23 protein-coding genes are annotated in these 18,843 nt (G+C 54.9%); 8 read left to right on the top strand and 15 right to left on the bottom strand.

Annotated features, from left to right (window positions below; translation table 11 throughout):
* The first annotated feature begins 267 nt into the window (after positions 1-267).
* Both fnr and H8B20_RS27265 read left to right on the top strand, forming a co-directional pair.
* Positions 268-1,008, top strand: a complete 741-nt coding sequence (gene fnr, locus H8B20_RS27270) for a fumarate/nitrate reduction transcriptional regulator Fnr (protein WP_210625170.1) — start codon at positions 268-270, stop codon at positions 1,006-1,008.
* Between the two features lie 213 nt (positions 1,009-1,221).
* Complete coding sequence (locus H8B20_RS27265) at positions 1,222-1,785, top strand: GNAT family N-acetyltransferase (protein ID WP_042558939.1); 564 nt, start codon at positions 1,222-1,224, stop codon at positions 1,783-1,785.
* A 52-nt stretch (positions 1,786-1,837) separates the two neighbouring features.
* Here H8B20_RS27265 and H8B20_RS27260 read toward each other — a convergent pair whose 3' ends face one another.
* The 4 genes from H8B20_RS27260 to H8B20_RS27245 all read right to left on the bottom strand — a co-directional run bounded on the left by H8B20_RS27260 (position 1,838) and on the right by H8B20_RS27245 (position 5,508).
* Entirely contained in the window at positions 1,838-2,761 is a 924-nt protein-coding gene (locus H8B20_RS27260) for a universal stress protein (RefSeq protein WP_210625169.1), read from the bottom strand.
* Between the two features lie 129 nt (positions 2,762-2,890).
* A complete protein-coding gene (locus H8B20_RS27255; RefSeq protein WP_210625168.1) occupies positions 2,891-4,132 on the bottom strand; it encodes an MgtC/SapB family protein in 1,242 nt (413 codons plus the stop codon).
* A gap of 54 nt (positions 4,133-4,186) precedes the next feature.
* Positions 4,187-4,399 carry a hypothetical protein gene (locus H8B20_RS27250; RefSeq protein ID WP_210625167.1) on the bottom strand — a complete coding sequence of 71 codons (213 nt, stop codon included), beginning with the start codon at positions 4,397-4,399 and terminating at the stop codon, positions 4,187-4,189.
* A 35-nt stretch (positions 4,400-4,434) separates the two neighbouring features.
* The gene (locus H8B20_RS27245; protein WP_210625166.1) at positions 4,435-5,508 is read right to left on the bottom strand and encodes an NAD(P)-dependent alcohol dehydrogenase; all 1,074 of its coding nucleotides are present in this window, start codon (positions 5,506-5,508) and stop codon (positions 4,435-4,437) included.
* A 278-nt stretch (positions 5,509-5,786) separates the two neighbouring features.
* Here H8B20_RS27245 and H8B20_RS27240 point away from each other — a divergent pair, with 278 nt between their 5' ends.
* Positions 5,787-6,713: a universal stress protein gene (locus H8B20_RS27240; protein WP_210625165.1), complete on the top strand. Its 927-nt coding sequence runs from the start codon at positions 5,787-5,789 to the stop codon at positions 6,711-6,713.
* A 64-nt stretch (positions 6,714-6,777) separates the two neighbouring features.
* Here the strand turns inward: H8B20_RS27240 and H8B20_RS27235 are convergent, their stop codons facing one another.
* On the bottom strand, positions 6,778-7,974 hold the full coding sequence (locus H8B20_RS27235; RefSeq protein ID WP_210625164.1) for an MFS transporter: 1,197 nt from the start codon (positions 7,972-7,974) through the stop codon (positions 6,778-6,780).
* A 361-nt stretch (positions 7,975-8,335) separates the two neighbouring features.
* Between H8B20_RS27235 and H8B20_RS27230 the strand changes: the two genes are divergently transcribed.
* A complete protein-coding gene (locus H8B20_RS27230) occupies positions 8,336-9,295 on the top strand; it encodes an EamA family transporter (protein WP_210625163.1) in 960 nt (319 codons plus the stop codon).
* Positions 9,296-9,375: 80 nt separating this feature from the next.
* On the opposite strand, the gene H8B20_RS27225 is transcribed toward H8B20_RS27230, so the two are convergent.
* The 5 genes from H8B20_RS27225 to rimA all read right to left on the bottom strand — a co-directional run bounded on the left by H8B20_RS27225 (position 9,376) and on the right by rimA (position 14,184).
* Positions 9,376-10,512: an ABC1 kinase family protein gene (locus tag H8B20_RS27225; protein WP_342345727.1), complete on the bottom strand. Its 1,137-nt coding sequence runs from the start codon at positions 10,510-10,512 to the stop codon at positions 9,376-9,378.
* Positions 10,513-10,691: 179 nt separating this feature from the next.
* The gene (locus H8B20_RS27220) at positions 10,692-11,156 is read right to left on the bottom strand and encodes a DUF3429 domain-containing protein (RefSeq protein ID WP_210625202.1); all 465 of its coding nucleotides are present in this window, start codon (positions 11,154-11,156) and stop codon (positions 10,692-10,694) included.
* A 384-nt stretch (positions 11,157-11,540) separates the two neighbouring features.
* Positions 11,541-12,830, bottom strand: coding sequence for a sensor domain-containing diguanylate cyclase (locus H8B20_RS27215; RefSeq protein ID WP_210625161.1), 1,290 nt, complete (start codon positions 12,828-12,830; stop codon positions 11,541-11,543).
* A gap of 2 nt (positions 12,831-12,832) precedes the next feature.
* Positions 12,833-13,192, bottom strand: coding sequence for a hypothetical protein (locus tag H8B20_RS27210; protein ID WP_210625160.1), 360 nt, complete (start codon positions 13,190-13,192; stop codon positions 12,833-12,835).
* A 218-nt stretch (positions 13,193-13,410) separates the two neighbouring features.
* Complete coding sequence (gene rimA, locus H8B20_RS27205) at positions 13,411-14,184, bottom strand: S6 modification regulatory phosphodiesterase RimA (RefSeq protein ID WP_210625159.1); 774 nt, start codon at positions 14,182-14,184, stop codon at positions 13,411-13,413.
* Positions 14,185-15,121: 937 nt separating this feature from the next.
* Here rimA and H8B20_RS27200 point away from each other — a divergent pair.
* Positions 15,122-15,655 carry a hypothetical protein gene (locus tag H8B20_RS27200; RefSeq protein WP_228732775.1) on the top strand — a complete coding sequence of 178 codons (534 nt, stop codon included), beginning with the start codon at positions 15,122-15,124 and terminating at the stop codon, positions 15,653-15,655.
* Here H8B20_RS27200 and H8B20_RS27195 read toward each other — a convergent pair.
* From H8B20_RS27195 to H8B20_RS28040, 4 genes are all read right to left on the bottom strand, one after another.
* Complete coding sequence (locus tag H8B20_RS27195) at positions 15,636-16,058, bottom strand: DUF4952 domain-containing protein (protein WP_210625158.1); 423 nt, start codon at positions 16,056-16,058, stop codon at positions 15,636-15,638. The genes H8B20_RS27200 and H8B20_RS27195 overlap by 20 nt on opposite strands.
* A 292-nt stretch (positions 16,059-16,350) precedes the next feature.
* The gene (locus tag H8B20_RS27190) at positions 16,351-16,812 is read right to left on the bottom strand and encodes a hypothetical protein (protein WP_210625157.1); all 462 of its coding nucleotides are present in this window, start codon (positions 16,810-16,812) and stop codon (positions 16,351-16,353) included.
* Positions 16,813-16,990: 178 nt separating this feature from the next.
* Entirely contained in the window at positions 16,991-17,125 is a 135-nt protein-coding gene (locus H8B20_RS28100) for a hypothetical protein (RefSeq protein ID WP_274611395.1), read from the bottom strand.
* Positions 17,126-17,230: 105 nt separating this feature from the next.
* Complete coding sequence (locus H8B20_RS28040) at positions 17,231-17,299, bottom strand: hypothetical protein (protein WP_241866083.1); 69 nt, start codon at positions 17,297-17,299, stop codon at positions 17,231-17,233.
* Positions 17,300-17,406: 107 nt separating this feature from the next.
* On the opposite strand from H8B20_RS28040, the gene H8B20_RS27995 reads away from it, so the two are divergent.
* Together H8B20_RS27995 and H8B20_RS27180 are read left to right on the top strand one after the other, a co-directional pair.
* The gene (locus H8B20_RS27995) at positions 17,407-17,580 is read left to right on the top strand and encodes a hypothetical protein (RefSeq protein WP_228732773.1); all 174 of its coding nucleotides are present in this window, start codon (positions 17,407-17,409) and stop codon (positions 17,578-17,580) included.
* A complete protein-coding gene (locus H8B20_RS27180; RefSeq protein WP_042558927.1) occupies positions 17,555-17,764 on the top strand; it encodes a hypothetical protein in 210 nt (69 codons plus the stop codon). The genes H8B20_RS27995 and H8B20_RS27180 overlap by 26 nt, the downstream gene beginning before the upstream one ends.
* Before the next feature lie 3 nt (positions 17,765-17,767).
* Here H8B20_RS27180 and H8B20_RS27175 read toward each other — a convergent pair whose 3' ends face one another.
* Complete coding sequence (locus H8B20_RS27175) at positions 17,768-18,181, bottom strand: cupin domain-containing protein (RefSeq protein ID WP_047303372.1); 414 nt, start codon at positions 18,179-18,181, stop codon at positions 17,768-17,770.
* Positions 18,182-18,455: 274 nt separating this feature from the next.
* On the opposite strand from H8B20_RS27175, the gene H8B20_RS27170 reads away from it, so the two are divergent.
* Positions 18,456-18,836 carry a RidA family protein gene (locus H8B20_RS27170; RefSeq protein ID WP_210625156.1) on the top strand — a complete coding sequence of 127 codons (381 nt, stop codon included), beginning with the start codon at positions 18,456-18,458 and terminating at the stop codon, positions 18,834-18,836.
* Positions 18,837-18,843 lie beyond the last annotated feature (7 nt).

Genomic DNA, 18,843 nt, shown 5'->3' with positions numbered 1-18,843 from the left:
CGTTGGGTAGCAGTGATCGCTGCTGTGTTGATTCTTTACGAGTGTTCGTTACGCCTGAGCGACTGGCTGCCGAAATTGAAAAACTCGGCAACGATTGATTTACATCAAGTATCAACATCAACCTTGAAGCTCAATAAAGGCGAAGCTGCCAGCGCCTCGCTAATCCGGGCACTCCGCTCGTCTGCAATCAAGGTGAAAGGCCAAATGAAAAGCACTCGCGCCGCTACGACGCCTATGCTTATCACGACCCTTGGAGGCGCCTTCCCCATGCTTGAAGCTCATTCTCCCCCGCCACTGCTCAAAGCTGCCTGTTCCAGTTGCAGTGTGGTGGAGCTATGCCTGCCAATCGGTCTGACGGGTTCGGAGGTCGATCGACTCGACACACTGATCGTGCAGCGATACAAGGTGAAGAAAGGCACCGCTCTATACCGGGCAGGTGACCCGCTGCGCTCGCTGTACGCTGTGCGCATAGGTTCGTTCAAGACCAGCGTGCTGTCCGTCGATGGCCGAGAACAAGTGACGGGGTTTCATATACCCGGCGAAATGCTCGGTCTGGACGCCATCAGTGCCGATCAACATGCTTGCACTGCGTATGCCCTGGAAGACAGCGAAGTCTGCCCGATTCACTTCGCGCAACTGGAAAAACTGGCGCAAAGCCTTCCTTCCCTGCAGCACAACCTCAACAAACTGCTGAGCCGGGAAATCGTGCGCGACCACAGCATGTTGATGTTGATGGGCAACATGAACTCCGATGAGCGCCTGGCGGCATTTCTGCTCAACCTCTCGCAACGCCTAAGCGTGCGTGGCTATTCCTCCAAAGAGTTTGTGCTGAAAATGCGCCGTGAAGAGATCGGCTCCTACCTTGGGCTGCGCCTGGAGACCATCTGTCGCGGCATTGCCCACTTGCGCGATCAGGGACTGGTGGAAATCGCCGGTCGCGACGTGAACATCCAGAACATGGAAGGCCTCAAGCACATGGTGTCCGGCTGCAATCGCCAGCCCCACTGAAACGATCAGCAATAGAGGTCGAGCAAGCACGCCTCGGCCCTGTCCAAAACCCCTGCCTGATGTCGATTGACATCAAACCGATGCCAATGAAAAACCGCGATGGCCTGTGTCTGACTTAGATCAGATGCAGCCGCGGGCAACGGTGTAGAAGGAAGCCAAGCGGACGTTTTTTATCACCGCGCGCCAGCCTTTCAACTGGATGGAGGATGACCCATGCTCACCGTTAAAGACCACAACGATCAGGCCGTAGCCGCCTATGCGGCGGTCTCCGGCCAATATTGGATTGAGGCGCTCAAGGACGGCCGCCATGTGTTGATCCGCCCGCTCTCGGAAAAGGATCGCGAGCGCGAATACAACTTCATCAAGCGCCTGTCTCCCGAATCCAGGCACATGCGCTTTCTTGCCCAGATCAGCGAGCCCGGCACCGCCCTGCTCGACCAGTTGATGGACACCGATAACAAACAGCGTACGGCCTTCATTGCACTGGTTCACGAGCACGGCAAGTTGATCGAAATCGGCATCAGCCGTTATGCCGCCACCGGCGAACATCAATGCGAATGTGCCGTGACGGTCGCCGATGAATGGCGGCACTTGGGCCTGGGCACATTGCTGATGGAGCACTTGATCAAGGCTGCCCGCCACAACGGTTTTCGCCAGATGTATTCGGTCGACGCCGCGAGTAACGCGTTGATGCGTGATCTGGCCAAAAGTCTAGGCTTTGAGACTCAGAATGATCCCGACGATCCGCACCAAGTCATTCATCGACTTCACCTGTAAAAAATCGCCTCGTGATGTGTCGGCCAACGACTCATCACGGGGCGATCCAGATTCAGGACTGCAAGGTGTGTTGCGGCTTGATCGCCAACACACTGCACGGAGTTCGATGCAGCAGCTGTTCGGCGGTGGTGCCTAACAACTTGCTCAAGCCGTGGTGCTGCACTGTTCCCATCACAATGACGTCAATCTGCATCTTGTCGGCGAACTCGCAGATACTTGCGACCGGCGCGCCCTCGATGAAATGTCGGCATGGATCTGGTACGCCGTGACGCTCGGCCAGGGCCGCAAACGCCTCATGCTGAGCGCTACCCAGCGTTTCATGGATACCGGTGGCCAACGGCAATGCGCCGAACCCCATGTCCGTGGTGTAAACCGTTGTCCAGTCATACACATGCACCAGCTCAAGTCTGGCATCACATTGCTCAGCCAGTCGGGTGGCTGCATCAAGGATCTGGTCGTTGAACAGGCAATCCTGTTCTTCGCTGCGCAAGACATCGACGATGGCCAGTACATTGCGCGGGCGTGGATGAGTGTCGTCAGTTACCAAGTGAACCGGCACTGGACAATCGCGTAACAGTTGCCAATCCAGCGGGGTATAAAAAATTCGCTTCAACGCGGACTCGTGCTGGGCATCCTTGATGATCAATATCACCGGCATCTCATTGACGAACTTCAGGATCTCGACAAAAGGATCCTGAACCCAGACCACCTCGGTGGTGACCTTGATGTGATGCCTTGCCAGCAATGACGCCTGCTCTGTGAGCCACTGACGATGGGTGCGCAAATAACCATCGCGGGCCAGGCGGATTTGCTCAGGGGCAAACAGGCCTGCCACCGCCAGTGCTTGCACATAGTCGAAGGCCACAATATGCAGCGGCACTTGCATGGCCTGGGCAAGCGCCGCCGCGCGCTCAAACGCCGGCGTGCGTTCCATGACGGGAGGAGCGATCAACAGTAAATGCTGAGTTTGCGACATTGGATACCTCGGCACGCGGCCAGCCATAAGGAATAGACCTTCAGCGTGAACGCTGCGACCGCAAGCACTTTGATCTTTATCAGCAACTGCACGGATTTTGACGGCGCCGGGTTGTGAGTCAGCTTGCGATTAAATCAACACGTAGCCGGCCCACATCGCAAGCGTCAGCAATAGCTGGCCCGGGATCACATAGGCGGCGAAGCGTCTGCCGCCACTGACCCAGGCCACTACACATTTACTCACCGAGTTACTGCTGACGGCAATCAGCGCGGGGGCGGCTATGGCGTCATATGGCAGCTGCCCCGCCTTGGCAAGATTCGCCACGGAGGCCGTGGCGGAATGCGCATCGGCAAAGCCTGCCAGAGTCGCCGTGAGCATCATTCCCGCCTGGCCAAAGTGGTTGAGCATTACCGATGACAGCAGCGTGATGCCGGTCAGGGTCAGCGTCACGATTATTGCGAGTTTGAGATTGAACGCGCCGGAGGTCTTGATCGGCTCGCTGCGGGTACCCCGAGTCGGGTCGGGAAACATCAGGCAGGCGCCATAAGAGGCTGTCGCTACCAAACCGAAACCCAAAGGCGCCCACACGTCGCGCAGCAAGTCCGGATCAACCATGGCGAAGATCAGGCCGACCTGAACCACCGTCGCAAGATTGGACAGAATGGCGGCCGCGCTGAGGATCCTGATGTTGTCCGGCTCATGGACGACTCGCTGGCCCATGGTGGCGATCGTTACGGTACTCGAAGCGAACCCAGATGCGATTGCGCTGATCACGTAGCCATAGCGGGTGCCCAGCATACGCACGGCGATATGACCGGTCGCGCCGACCAGCATCAGCAACACCGTCAGCGTACAAATAGTGCGTGGATTGATCGCGGCGTAGGGCCCCATGTACCGATCCGGCACCAATGGCAACACGACAAGCGCCGCGATCAGCAAGATCAGACCGTCGCGCATTTCAGCTTCGGTCAACTGGCTGTTGGCAAAATGATGAAGCGTCTGGCGATACGCCAATAAACCCGCGATGACCACGCCAAGGGCAATTGCCAGCGCCGGCGCAGTCGTACACAACGCGCCCAAAAGCAACACCGTGATTAACGCCACCTCGCTGGTTACCCCGGGATCGTCGCTGCGGCTGCGCCAATACGCGACGCTGATCAGCAGCGTCACACAGGCGGCGATGATCCCCAACAGCAGGCCACCGCCAACTTGCAGCGCGACATAGCCCAACAAAGCGGTAATGGCGAACGTGCGCAAGCCGGCGCAGTGTCGCGCATCGCCAGTGCCCTTGTGCCGTTCACGCTCAAGGCCGATGAGCATGCCGATCCCCAACGCCGCCGCGGCACCGGAAAGATCGAAAACTTCGTTCATGATGGGTAACGCCGCGCAGGGTTTGCGAACCGCCCTGCACGCAGCTCAGAGCGATCATTCAACGCTCGCACCCATCCGGCGAGCCACAATCGGCCTCGTTGGCGTCTGAGCACAAGCGTTTGGCCAGACATGAGGTGCATTGATGCGGGCCTGAAGCACATCGACAAAATCCTGCGCAGTCTTGACGCTCCTGAAGCTCACAACCCAGCCATCCAGGTGCACAACCCAGACATGGGGTGCCTGTCTTTCAGTGATCTCGATGTTCATGAAAACCTCGACTTCTGCGGCACATCCATATGCTTTCAAGGAGTGATTGCCACCTTCATAACGCCGTCGCGTTGATGCGCGAACAGTTCATAGGCGGCTTCGATATCGTCCAGTTTGAATCGGTGAGTCACCAGCGGCGAGAGATCTACAGCACCGCTCTGCACCACGCCCATCAAGCGACGCATGCGTTCCTTACCGCCCGGGCACAGGGTGGAGACGATGCAGTAATCGCCCAGGCCCGCGGCAAACGCGCCGAGCGGGATACGCAAATCGCTGGAATACACACCGAGGCTGGATAGGCGCCCACCGGGACGCAGCACCCGCAATGCCGACTCGAAAGTGCCCTGAGTGCCCAGCGCTTCGATGGACACATCGACCCCACGGCCATCGGTCAGCGCCATAATCTGCGCCACCACGTCACCGTCATTGAAGTTGACGATATCGGTCGCGCCCAACTGGCGGGCCACACTCATTCGTTCAGGCACCGCGTCTACACCGATTATGCGGGTGGCGCCTTTCAGGCGAGCCCCGGCCACGGCACACAGGCCGATGGGCCCCAAGGCGAAAACGGCGACCGTGTCACCAATAGCGATCTCGCCACGTTCAGCGCCGGAAAACCCGGTAGACATGATATCCGGGCACATCAGCACCTGTTCGTCGCTCAGTCCATCGGGAATCGGGCACAGGTTGGCCAGCGCATCCGGTACCAGCACGTACTCGGCCTGGCAGCCGTCGAGGGTATTGCCGAACTTCCAGCCGCCGACGGCCTTGAAGCCATGCCGGGTCTCGGGGCCATCCTGCGAGCCGCAGCCACACAGGCAGGCATAACTTTGCCCGCTGGGGGTAATGGCGCCGGCAATCACCCGCTGCCCTTCGACAAATCCGCGTACTTGCGAACCCAATCGTTCAATGACGCCGACCGGTTCGTGGCCGATGGTCAACCCTATGGCCACGGGGTACTCGCCGCGCAGGATATGCACATCGGTGCCGCAAATGGTCGTGGTGGTGATGCGGATCAAGGCATCCAGTGGCCCTACTTCGGGGATCGGCTTGTCGTCGAGCACGATGCGGTTCTTTTCAACGAAGATCGCGGCTTTCATGGTGGCCATGGTGACTTCTCCCTGCGCCAGTGGCGCGTTTGAGTTCAGCACTCGACCCGAGCTTGCGCCGCGCCGTCAGACCGCAGGTTGATAATGGTCAACAATCGGTGGATGAGCCGGAATACGCGACCGCGCATCCGCTGGTGTGATTGATCAGCCAGGCATTTGACAAATATCAAGCGCCCCGCCGCCGTCCGCGCCAGGATCGGTACAGGTCGCTGCCGTTGCTCCTGAACGTTTGAGTTCACGAGCGCATTACTGCTGTGATTACCCACGGGAGTTTTGTCATGTCTGATCAAGCACGCTTCATGCTCGTCGCCTCGCCGCTGATGAAGAACAGCCCTGCGTTCGACCGCGCCGCCGCACTGGCTAAAGCCTCGGATGCCGCACTGCACATCGTGGCGTTCGATTATCTGGAGGGTCTGGCGACCGCCGGGATGGTCAACGAACAAGCCCTGGAACAAATGCGCCTGGGCTACGTCGAGCGCCATCACCAATGGCTCGAAGACCAGGCCCGGCCACTGCGCAAAATCGGTGTGCACGTCACCACTGAAGTGGTGTGGGTTGAACGGCCCTTGCAGGAAATCCTCATCCACCTGCGGGAACAGCCGATGGCTGCGCTGATCAAAGCACTGGAGCATGAATCGCTGCTATCACGCCTTATGTTCACGCCGCTGGACATCCACCTGCTGCGTGAATGCCCGGTACCGCTGCATTTTGTCAGCCACGTACAACATGCCCTGCCGCGTCGGATCGTTGCCGCCGTCGATCCCTTCCATCGCGATGGCCAGTACGAGGGACTCAACGACCGGATCCTGAGCGAAGCGGCAAGGTTGGCGAGCACCTGCAACGCCGAACTCGACGTGATCTATGCCCATGACCTGTCGTCCCTCAGCGCCGCCGAATTCGGCTTTGATAACGCGTCGGCGTTCTTTTCCTCCAGCGCCGCCAAGAGGCTGTTTGACGCCCAAGGCGAAGCCTTCCAGGCGCTGGCTGCGCGCAACAATATCCCCGCAGAAAACCAGCACATGATCATGGGAGATCCAGCCAAGGTGCTTTCCAGCTACGCCGATGCGTACGACGTCGATGTGATCGTAATGGGCCGTGTTGCCCATCGAGGGATAGGCCGACTGGTCGGCAGTACGGTGGAGCATCTGTTGTACAAAATGCCTTGCAGCGTGTGGGTGGTGGCGCCGCAAACCCTTTCCCTCTGAAGAGTGCCATCAGGCTGCCACTCCACTTCCCGGGGGGGGGGCCGATGATGTGCGCATGAGTTTGTCAGGCCGTCACGTTCGACTCGGCAAGATGAACTTCAGTGGCACTGCGACCCGCCAGCCAGGCGAGCATGGACGCAGCAACCAACACGGCCGCGCTGAGTTCGAAGGTGGCTTTATAACCGCTCAGATCAAACGCCAGCCCGCCAACGATCGCCCCTCCTGCGATAGCCAGTTGGACGATGGCCACCAGCATGCCTCCGCCGGTTTCCGCATCATCGGGAAGCGTTTGCGCCAGCCATGTCCACCATCCAACGGGAGCGGCCGTAGCGACCAGCCCCCAGAGGCCGAGCAACACCGCGGTCAGCCACGGCGACGCGCCGAAGTTCACTAAAGCCAGCGCGATGGCAGCCATGATCAGAGGGATAACCGTCAGCGTGCGGTAGAGGCTATTGCGGATGAATTTTTCGATCAGAAAGGTTCCGATCAAACCTGAAAGCCCCAACCCCAGCAGCATGAAAGACAATGTCGAGACGCTGACACCGGTCACCCCCTCAAGAAACGGGCGCAGGTAAGTGAACAGCATGAACTGCCCCATGAAAAACACGCTGACGGCGACCATTCCCAATGCGACCGGCAACTGCTTCATCAGTCGCAGGGCGTTGCCGCTGCCTGTCGGGCGCTCGGTCTTGAAGGACGGCAGACTGATCATCAGCCACACGGCCGCCAGTGCGGCGACAGGAACAACACAGAAAAACGCACCGCGCCAGCCGATCAGCGAGCCCAGGAAGGCGCCCGCTGGCGCGGCGATTACCGTAGCGAGCGCGTTGCCACCGTTGACGATGGCCAGCGCTCGGGAGACTTGATTTGCCGGGACCAGACGCATCGCAGTGGCCGCCGACAATGACCAGAAGCCGCCGATGGCGATGCCGATCAAGGCACGCCCAGCCATGAATGACGGGTAGCCCGGCGCCAGCGCGACGATCGTGCCGGACACGATCATCAGCAAGGTGAGGCACAGCAGCAACTTCTTGCGTTCGACGCGAGCGGCGATCGATGCAATGACCAGGCTTGTGATCAATGCAAAGGCACCGGACACAGAAATCCCCTGCCCTGCCTGGCCTTCGCTGATGTGCAGGTCTGCCGCAATAGGCGTCAGCAGGCTGACGGGCATGAATTCTGAAGAGACCAACGCGAATGCGGCCAACGACATGGCCAGCACGGCGCTCCAGCCGCGTTTTTCTGTAGAAGGGAAAGTCATGGGAATTACCTGTGGTGCCAGAAGCGTGTTGATGTGATGCGCAGGGGTTCAAGGGGTTTGTCGCCGGCGTGAGCACTCCCCCGTAACAGATCGACACATTCTCCCGGTCAATCGGCTCGGACCCTAGTGCATTCCTCTTGAATGCTTGCCTATTCCTGTGGTGATGCAGGGGGGTATGCAGCAGCGAACCTCCACCAGCATTTGCGCCATTCCACCGACATGAGCCTCAGTAGCAAAGAGGTTTGGACGCCGCACGCCTTGCCCGACCTATCCGATTGCGGTACAAAACGAGCGGTTGTACGACAACATAACAATAACCCGCACGCCATCCCGAATGGCCGAGCACTGTTCGAGATCTGCCATGCCCCGCTCTACCCTTGCGCAAACAGCTCCGACACCTTTCCCCCGCCATCTGGCCGTGATCATTCTTCTGTGCATGGGCTGTGCTTTCGCCGGCAACCATGTGGCGGCACGAGTCGCTTTTGATGATGGCGCGGGGGTGTTGCTGGCGATCTTGCTGCGCTCGGGCGGGACTTTACTGGTGCTCGCCATCCTGGTGCTGTGGCAACGGCAAAGCCTGCGTCTGCCGGCAGGTGCCTGGCGCTGGCAATTACTGCTGGGTCTGCTGATTACCGCGCAAAGCCTGTGTCTGTACTCCGCCGTCGCTCGGATCCCGGTGGCGCTGGCGCTGCTGGTGGCCAACGTGTTTCCCATTCTGCTGGCGTTGCTCACCTGGGCGATGGGCGGCCCGAGACCGACCGCGCGCACCGCTACGCTGATGGGTTTGATTCTGGTGGGGCTGGTGTTTGTGCTGGACGTGCCCGGACGTCTTTCGTCGACGACCGGCGTCGGCCCGGAATGGTGGCTGGGCGTCGCGCTGGCATTCTGCGCCGCCAGCGTGTTCGCCTGCGCGCTGTGGATCACCGACCACAAGTTGTCTCAGGTACGCGGCTCGGCGCGCAGTCTGTTGACCATTTTTATCGTCTTCAGCAGCATTAATCTGGCAGGACTGACGGGCGCCTTCCCAAGCGGACTGAACCTGCCCGCGACCTCCACCGGATGGCTGGCCCTTGCCACGCTGGTGGTGCTCTATGGCACCGGTTTCATCGTCCTGTTCATTTCCGTGCCTCGGCTGGACATGCCACGCAATGCGCCGGTCATGAACATCGAGCCGTTGGCGACGTTGTTGATGGGGTGGATTGTGCTGGACCAAATGCTCAGCACAGGGCAGGTTCTGGGCGGGGTGATTGTGGTCACCGGCATCGTATTGCTGACGTATCGCAAATCAACTATCAAGGCTGAAGCCAAAGCTGTCGTGTGAGAATTGCTCGACAACGAAGCGATGTGCAACTGAAGTGGCCAGACGTAAGCCTGCCGGGATATTTTTCGTTCGGGAATCGCTCAAATTACATAAGGCTCGAATAGGCATCGCACATCCACCCTCGCCTTTAGCTTCGCAGCCAGAAGGTACAACCCACCCACCTTGCGATGCAGAAACAGAACATCCACCGGTGGCGTGTGGCAGAAGTCACGATCGGCACCCAGTTGCCACCCTGCATCGCGCAAGCGTCCTGCGAGGTCAGACATCGCAAAGTCATAGGCACCTTGATACCGCAGTGGCTCGCAGGCCTGGGCGATGAGGTCGGTCAGCAATAACCGATGCCTGGCCAGGGTTTCATGCTGAAAGTAGCCCACTTCCAACGCCGCCGCGGTGATGGCGGAGCGGTCTTCATGCAGGCCTGCAACGAGCAGTTTGCGAAATGCCTCGGTGCTGTTGCGGCTATAAAGGCGCGTGGCACCGAAGTCGAGCAATACGATCTTCCCGGTGTCTTGCTGATAAAGGTAATTGGCAAAATTGGGGTCGGTCTGGACGCACTGAAACTCAAACACCTCGCGCAGAAGCAGGCCGAACAGCAATGTCACGATCCGGTCGCGCTCTGCCTGTGGCGCGTGTTCAAGGCTTTCCAATGCGGCCCCGTCGGCGAAGGACATCACCAGAATGTTCGGCTTACTGAACTCGGCATACCCACGAGGAACCAGAAAGTCCGGACTGTCGGCTAACCGTTCATGAAAGCGCTGTAAGTGCTGAGCTTCTTTCAGGTAATCGGCTTCATTTTGCAGTTGGGACTTGGCCTCCTGGAGCAGTGCTGTGACGTCCATGCCGGGAGGCAGCAGCCCGGACATGCGCAGCAAAGTAGCGACATTATCTACATCGCTGGAAATACTTTCGCGCACACCCGGATATTGCACCTTGATCGCCAGATGTTGCCCGTCTTTGCTTTTCGCAGCATGAACCTGGCCGATGGATGCCGCCGCCAAAGGCGTGAAGGAAAACCGTTCGAAGCGTCCTTCCCAGCCCTTGCCCCAGCTTTCGTCAAGGACTGCTACCAACTGGCTCATGGGCATCGGATGCGCGTCGGAACGCAGACGAGAAAGTATGTCGCTCAGCTCGCTCGGTAACAAATCACCCGCATCCATTGATAACAACTGCCCAACCTTCATGGCCGCACCACGCAATTGCGACAGTTGCTCGGCCACCCGTTGCGCATTACCCGGGGTCAACAGCAGATCACTGAACGCCGGACGTTTACCTTGAGCCAACTGCCGCACACCTTCCGCCAGCATGCCGCCCGCCACACCCGAGGCCAAACTGCCAAAACGCAATAGCCGCGACAAGCGACTGCCTGGCACTGCAGACGATTCGGGCCGGCGCGGTTTCACGAAAAAATGACTACAGCGATTGCGCCAATAAGCAGGCAAACGCTAGCCACCGCTGTCAGGCGAAATCGCATCGGCAGGTACCAGGCGTGCAGGTTCACAACCCGGACCAACTGCCGGTCTTGCCAGAAGTGGGCGACAAATCCGACGATCAACAGCAAGCAACCCACTGGCACCGGTAACAACGTGCTGAGCCAAGCGATAAGCGCCGGGATGACGCTCCATATAAGCCGGTCGCGACGCAATTCGGCACTCATGTTTTGCACTGACATGGCGAAGCCCCAGTGCAACGCGCCGACGAAGCTCAGGATGACCGCGCCATAGTTGACCAGCGCCACCGCCAAAAACGGCCGATATTCCACAGACGTGAGGATGAGTAGCGCGAGACCAATAAACGGCAGCAAACCACCATAGCCCAGCAGGACAATATGCCTTGGCGGCGAGATCGAAGACGACACGTTCATTTCAACTGCTTCCACTGCTCGATATACAAGACTGTAGACCCAAAAGCCCTGACCTGATGCCAATGCTTTTGACCTGAACACTGGATCAGACTCCTTTTCATAAAGAACCGGCCGTTTGGGTCTTTTTCTGCCCTTGGTGACGGGTAGTAGTCGGCCAATAGCTGTCCTTCGCGGAGGGCAGCTAACGGCCAGCCAATCAAGTTACTCAAATTAAATTGATTGCCTAAAAAATTCACATCGACAAACGGCTTGAACTTGCGGCTTCAGACAAGGCGTCAGCCTGATGCTCGCGTTTTTTCCAGTATCGGGAATAGCAGACACATATCCTCGATATCTTCAGCAATGGCTTTTCGACCTATCGCTTGTTGACCCACGAGATGCCAATTAGCAGTCATCAATATCAACTATACAGTTTCTACCCCTGGATTTTGCTTGGTAGAGCGCGCGATCTGCTGAGACCAACAACTGTTTCAGAGTGGATCGCGATTGACTCAACGAAGCGCAACCGATACTGACTGTGATTTTGATTTCATCATCACCAGCCTCCACACTAGATGCTTCAATGCTGCTCCTCAATCGCTCAGCAATCGCTGAGGTTTCGGCGCTATTGCTCTTTGGCAACAAAACCACAAATTCTTCGCCTCCAAACCTGGCTATGGTATCTCCGGGCCGAAGAACTCCCTCGGCAATCTTGACTATAGACTTAAGTACTTCGTCCCCAATGGGATGCCCCCAAGTATCATTAACATGCTTGAAGTGATCGGCGTCTAGCATGATTATCGATATTGAGTGCTCGTATCGACTTGCCCGAGCCAACTCTTTCTCTGCCAGGTTGAAAAAATGAGCGCGATTAGCTGCGCCTGTAAGGTGATCTTTAGTGAGCAAATTGGCCAGATTGTCACTCGACACCTTTCGCTCAGTGATATCTCGAAATACAACAGTATACCCAGAGAACTCATCACTTTCGTCGCGCAAAACAGCGATCATTGTTTGAGCGAAAAAATTAACTCCTGACTTGTGCTGACAAAGATAGTCTCGTGAATGCCAACCTTCTTCACGTGCAAATATGAGCTGCTCCTTCAAAACATCAACTTCCATATCAGACAAACTATAGAAACGCCCCAACGTCTCACCAATAGCCTCGGACTCCGCGTAACCTGTTAAACGCTCTGCCGAAGGACTCCAGCTATTAATCACTCCCTGTTTGTCCAAACCGAGGACGGCGAAATCGTTAACAATCGTATAAATGGCGTCGAGCCACGAATCTGTCTGCTTGAGTCTCCTTTCAGTTGCAACCTGGGAAGAAATATCAGTCAGAACTGTTATCAAAACCTCGTCATTGACCTTAACAATTGTACATGCGAGAACAATGCCTCCGTCGGCTGCGGACGATACATGGATTCTATGATTTTCGCATATTGACCCGCACGACTCTCTAAAACTCGATACAAGGTTACGTAAATCAGGCGCCGCGCAAGCAAGTGTTTCAAACAGATTTTCAAGGCCAATAGACTTCACCAACGGCATCAACAATTGTGTTGCCTTGGGATTAAGCATATCAATTTTCCCGATGAGATCGGTTCTCACCAGTCCTACTGGCGATAGATACATGAATGAAACCAATGCTTCGTAATCTGACTCGATTGAGTCATTGGCCAGCTCTATGCTACTCATTTTTATGCCCATTCAACCAGTAGGAAGCGGGTATTATTATCAGTATTTTTAAGCAGTCTTAATCTTACCGGGATGGGCCGCATTCTAAGTGCTAGAACGTAAGAAATGATCACATCTAACTCAGGCTCATTCTCGAATCTTTGAGCAACCAATGCGTTATTCAAACAGGGGGCTATTTCCAAAAATAAATTCTTACCTAAAACACGCGCCTGTCGCAAGGCCGCACTTTTAGCTTCAAAAGTATTGTAGATTACCACTTCTGAAGCTTCGTCAAAGCCAATTACCCCGAAGTCCAGAGCATCTAGCTGATCAGGCGCGGCCAACAATGTTTGTATCGATGTTTCTTCGAACGTAAGACTCATTTCCCTACTCACTCGCAAAGTACAATATTATTTTGTAAAGACCCAATGGGCTGTACTTATCCTGCCATATCGCAATAACGCGCCTCCACCCTTAGCGTTCAACTATAAAGTAAGGATGAATACCTTCCATTTTAAGGATCACATGACACTCGTCGCAGTGATCAAGGTTATTCTCAAAGAGCATCGGCTTCACCACGCGACTGTGAAATCCAGCTTTTCTATTGCCATGTATCAGGAGCCACCAGAGCCATTGATTGAAATGCAGGCTTGGCGAACCAGTACCCCTGCATTAGATAAACTCCGCATTCGGTTAGAAAATCTCGCTCCTCGGAATGCTCTATTCCTTCTGCAATAACTTCAACACCCAGTTCCGCACACATAATGACAATACCTCGGACGATAGCCTGACGAGAGTGGTCACGATGAATGTTACGCACCAGTTCCAGATCAAGTTTTATAAAATCCGGTTGAAAGTCTGCCAGCAGTGTTAACCCCGAATAGCCCGAACCAAAATCATCAATTGCTGTTTTAAAGCCGAACTCCCGATATTCACGTAGAATATTGGTGAGATGGTGATTGTTATCAACGTATTCGCTTTCGACCGTTTCGAAAATCAGACGATCGAGCGGGAAATTATTATTTCGTGCGGCCTCCAATGTAGTTCTAATGCAAAGCTCTGGACGATAAACTGCATTCGGAAGAAAGTTAATCGATAGATTTTCAGTCATTCCAAGTTGCGCAGCGGTAGCAATAGCCCGCATGCGACAAAGTTGATCAAATCGATAACGATTATCATCGTTCACTTTACCCAGCACTGACATAGCCCCCTCACCATCAACGCCCCTTACCAACGCCTCATGTGCAAATATCGATTGATCGCGCACGTCCACAATCGGCTGAAAAGCGAAAGTAAAATCTAAATCCAGATCAATATTGCTTTTGCAACCCTTGCAACCTTTTGACGAAGTCAGTGCGCTTGGAAAGACGGTCATGTCGCGCTCCAAAAAATTAGTTGTCACCCTAATTAAGTTTTAAGCATTGGAATAAAAGATACATCATGGAAGCTTTTATGAGGCCTCGACCGGGCACTCTCACTATAGCAGTTGGTTCTTATAGTGCTTCTCACCGACTGATATACTCACGTCTTGCCAGCCTTAAAAGCAACACCACCTGATCAAAATACTTCTATTAGTTAGATACTTAGCCTTATTTCATAAAGCTGGATTTAATTTTTGCATGGAGGGTTTCCGGTCGCAAATTGCGAGGGTGCGCGGCAAAAATGAGACCAATATAATCAGACGGAGAGCTTCAGATGTGAGAGGCCCGGGCAATATTTAGCACGATCAACATCGACCATGGCTGATTTAAAATATAGATGAGAGCTCGCACCTTTGCGACAATAAACTTACAACCAAGCGAATTAACTATTATGACCCTGCAATCATTCCAGGATAGCAACACTGCCTTACTCTTAAACACCAGACACTTAATCAAAGCCTCCTGCTCTTTCTGCTTGTATTTAAAACGCTTCGACTTTCAATTGATGTTAATACTGGACCATTGCTTTCACCAATGATTTTGCCTTTCTTGTCTTGACTCATTTATCTCAACAGAAATATTTAGTGGTACTTTGATATCACGACAGAAAAGAAAATGTAAGAACCCCACGACAAATAAATTCATTATTTTTTGCAGAGGGCAAAAAATTAAATCAAAATAAACTTTAACCTCATGTTTTTTATAACTTATTAACCGCAGAAGACTTTAGTCTAAAAAGCCATAACCAATTATCAACGTTTCCCAACCCTCTGGATCAAGCGATATGGCAGCGACGCGGTATGTCGCCTCAACTCTTCACTCAGGTGGACAGACCGCGGTGCTCGCCTTTCTCGTCTCGGGAGGCAGGAAACTGAAACTGATCGACGCGATATGACCATTTCTCTGCGAATGGCTGCTTTGGGTTGTAGATTGCAGCCCTTCGCGCCAGCCACTCATCGGCCAAACGAGGATCATCATGAAAATCGCCGCTACCGGCACAAAGCGAATAAAGGCGCCATGCCAACCCATGACCAAACCCAGATAGCTGCAATTCCTTCCGAACAAGGAAGCAGTGATCGCCGAGCCGCAGCGACGCCCTGCGTCTGCAACGCGCACCGATCTGCTGAAGCATTGGAGGTTTTGCCGCAGCAGCGCTCTCTTCGAGAAGCGCTGACCATGATCGTTGAGATGATCGTCGCCGAACACAGCGTTGCGCCAGTTCGTCACAAGGCAATTGAGGAGGTGTTGCCAGGCGCTGTTCGCCAACTCGATGAGGATCAAGCACATTTACAGAAGCGGTTTTCGCAAGTATTGAACCCGTTCATGCGCAACGTCCCGCACCCGAACCTTTCGATCTACTTAATGGGCATCGCGGCACACGTGATCATCCATTTACTAACTGTGCTCAGATCTCTTCGGTATTGATGGATACAGTGATGTTGAAGAATTTTATTTCTGACCACGAATTACATTTGTTCACCGGCGTCTCTTCGGATCCCATGCCGAGCAGATACCATCGCTGTGTTTTTTTATCGCGATAAGAATGAAATGTTGAGTCCCAGCCGCAGCAGATAAACCGGAGCATCGGAAGGTTGAAAGTCTGGTTCATGTATTTTTCCGCCTCAAGGGCGTCTGAGCCTTTTACGCGGTACCGAGCAATGAGAGGCTTTCCCTGTTCATCATTGTTTTGAGTGCATTCCACGTACTCTACAAAATCAGGCTTGTCGCTTAGCTTTGCCAGAAAGTCATCGCATCGAGTTTTAGCCATCGCGCAGCTGGCAAGCATTGAAAAACTTATCAAAAAAAGCAAGGAGATTAGTCTATTCATTTATTTTTCCACGATAAGTTTGCCAATGTATTTCCCTCTGCCGTCTTTCATGCGCTTATTAATTAAGTAGCCGTAGATATCATTCCACTTCAGTAACTCTTACAAGGTCACGCATCCTTCTGATAAATGACCGATGTGAATATACCGAATACTATTCCCTGTTGTGCCTTCAACCTCAATCAGGAACCAGACGTCATTGCAGCATACTCTTCCTGGACGTGCGGCCTTGTAACCGGCTGTAGAAATATTGGCATGAGACTGATCCGGAGCCCCCTAGCCTCCCCGGTCAATCTCAAATCCCAAACGAAAGCGCACCGCAATACATAACCGTATTACAAACAATCATCTGCGCAATCAAGAAGCCCAAACCGGCTCCCAGAAATGCAATGCTCGCGACTACCCATGGCAACGTGGCTTTGACGCGATACTTCAATATAAAGGCTGACAGGCACGTGCCGACCAACATGCCGGGGACCGAAAATACGTGCCCAAGACCAACAAGCCCTTCGGTGCGCCCCGTGTTGGACATGAGTGAGATGTAGATCAAAAGCGTCGTAATGGCAGCCACGGTTGTTCCGCTCAGAAACATCGCGGGGGCACGCAGGATCAGTCCTGGTATCAACGTGACCAAAGGCACGCCTATCAGATACCAGGAACCTAAATAAAGCGGACTGCCAGCCGTGCTTGCGTAAAGCAGCAAAGGACAGATCAGGAAGATGGCGAAGACAAGATCACTTCGAAAGCTCACTGGCATTTCCCGGCCCTCGTTAGCAGATGCGTACTTGCAGTGACAGGATAGTTAACGAGGAGGATTTCGTCGGTTCTACTGGTACTTCGAGAAACAGTGCGGATTTACTGATGGTGCAAGCACGAATTTGCGCATAAGGAGCCGGCGGCGAACTGTTGGTGCAGGCCGCCGGCATTGAGGATCGCTACTCTACCGTGCAGATCCAGCGGTGGTTCTGCCGGTAAGGCGCGCGGGTGAAGTGGACGTCTGAAACCAGAGTCATGCCGCGCTCCTGGAGCGCTTCGGCCAGTTGTACGAGTGTCTCTGCCTGGATAGTCATCGCTGTTACCTCATCAGATTTACTGCGTTCATAATTCTTGACCGAACAGGCAACTGACTAATTCAAATTTTCTCTTGGGCTTGCACGGGCTGCCCTGAACAGGCTTTAAGCGCCGAAGTTAAACGCAATGGGAATCCGCGGCCTCTTTCCTTCATAACGTTTCACCGAGTGCATCAACCACGACGGGAAGAAAAAAGTGCCACTTTGGGCAACACACGGAGTGCTAAAACCCGCACTGAGGCAATCTTCAACTCTCATGCGCAAAGCAGGATGGTAGGTCGATGCAACCATCCCGCGGGGGCGATGAATTCAAGGTCACCGACCACATTAAAAAAGTTAAAGCACGTTGGCGCCATGTTGCCTTGAACTTCACGGCACGCAGGCATCGTGCTAAAACGGCAGCTATCCGTTTTGCAGGAAAGTCACCGAATGCCCAGGAAACAACCGGCCAGTAAAGAGGCCGCAACCGCCGCAGACATCGAGCGATCGATCCAGGCGCTAAACAAAATGGCAGAACGCTTGTGGGGGGATGGTCGAGAAGCGGAAGCCAAAGCCCTTCTCGACGCACTTGATGCATTAAACCGTGCGCTCGACCGGATCCGGATTGGCGAGAGTCGCCGGGTTGTGACACTGCACTAAACCCTACGGCTTGAGAATCAACAGCGGGTCGCCCTTCTTCACAATGTAAGTCGCCAACTCCGAGCCCTTGTCAGTACCGATGTTCTTGGCGATATGCGCCACACCCTCCGGAATGAACAGCGAATCACCGGCCTTCAGCGTCACGGGCGCCCTGCCCTCAAGTTGATATTCAAATGTGCCGCTGATCACGTACGCGACTTCCACGCCCGGATGCGCATGGCGTGGCGAGGTCACGCCGGGTTCAAAATCGACTCGTGCCTGTATCACTTCGCGGTCGGCAGCGCCGAGATCCTGGCGAACCAGATCAGTTCGGCTCAGGCCTTGCTGCCAGCTTTTAGGCTGCGTATCGGCGGCGTGTGCGATGCCGATCATCGAAGCAAGTATGGCGGCAGTAGTCAGGAACAATGGACGGCGCATGATGTTGCCCTCTCAAACTCAGTGGTGTGTGGTGACGCCACTTTGAACAGGGCTTGTAGTGCTGATGTGTCGTGAATCCTTGGTTTGTTATTGGCGTGTGTACCCGACCGGGATTGATACACGCTTATACAAACGTTTCGTCTTTCTGTCTGTGTGGGAGCGACCGCCCTGGGGTGCGAAGCGTGACTGGCCTTCATTCGATTGCCAAACGGGCCATGTCGGCAACGAATCTGTAAACTGCGGCGATCTTTACTCGCTCAGACAAGGGACCCACATGGCCAACCAAGACATCACCTTCACGCCCGATCCGGATGCCGAGTCCATTTCCTCCGACGTCGCGACCTTCGGCGGGATCATGGTTTCCACCCAGATTCCGACCCGTGCCGATGGCAGCCTGGAACTGGGCGGCATCACCGAGCAAAGCGAATGCACACTGCAAGCGCTGAAAGTTGCACTGGAACGCGCGGGCAGTTCGATGGACCGGGTCATGCATCTGACCATCTACCTCACCGACATGACTGACCGTGCCGCGTTCAACGAAGTTTACAAGCGCTTCTTCGCCAAACCGTGGCCGGTGCGGGCGGCGGTTGGCGTTGCCTCGCTGGCCGTTGAAGGCATGCGCGTGGAAGTGACAGCGATGGCTGCCAAGGCCTGATCACGAT

It is taken from the genome of Pseudomonas sp. P42 (genome assembly GCF_017973755.1).
Lineage (GTDB): Bacteria > Pseudomonadota > Gammaproteobacteria > Pseudomonadales > Pseudomonadaceae > Aquipseudomonas > Aquipseudomonas iridis.
This window is presented reverse-complemented; position numbering and strand designations above follow the sequence as displayed.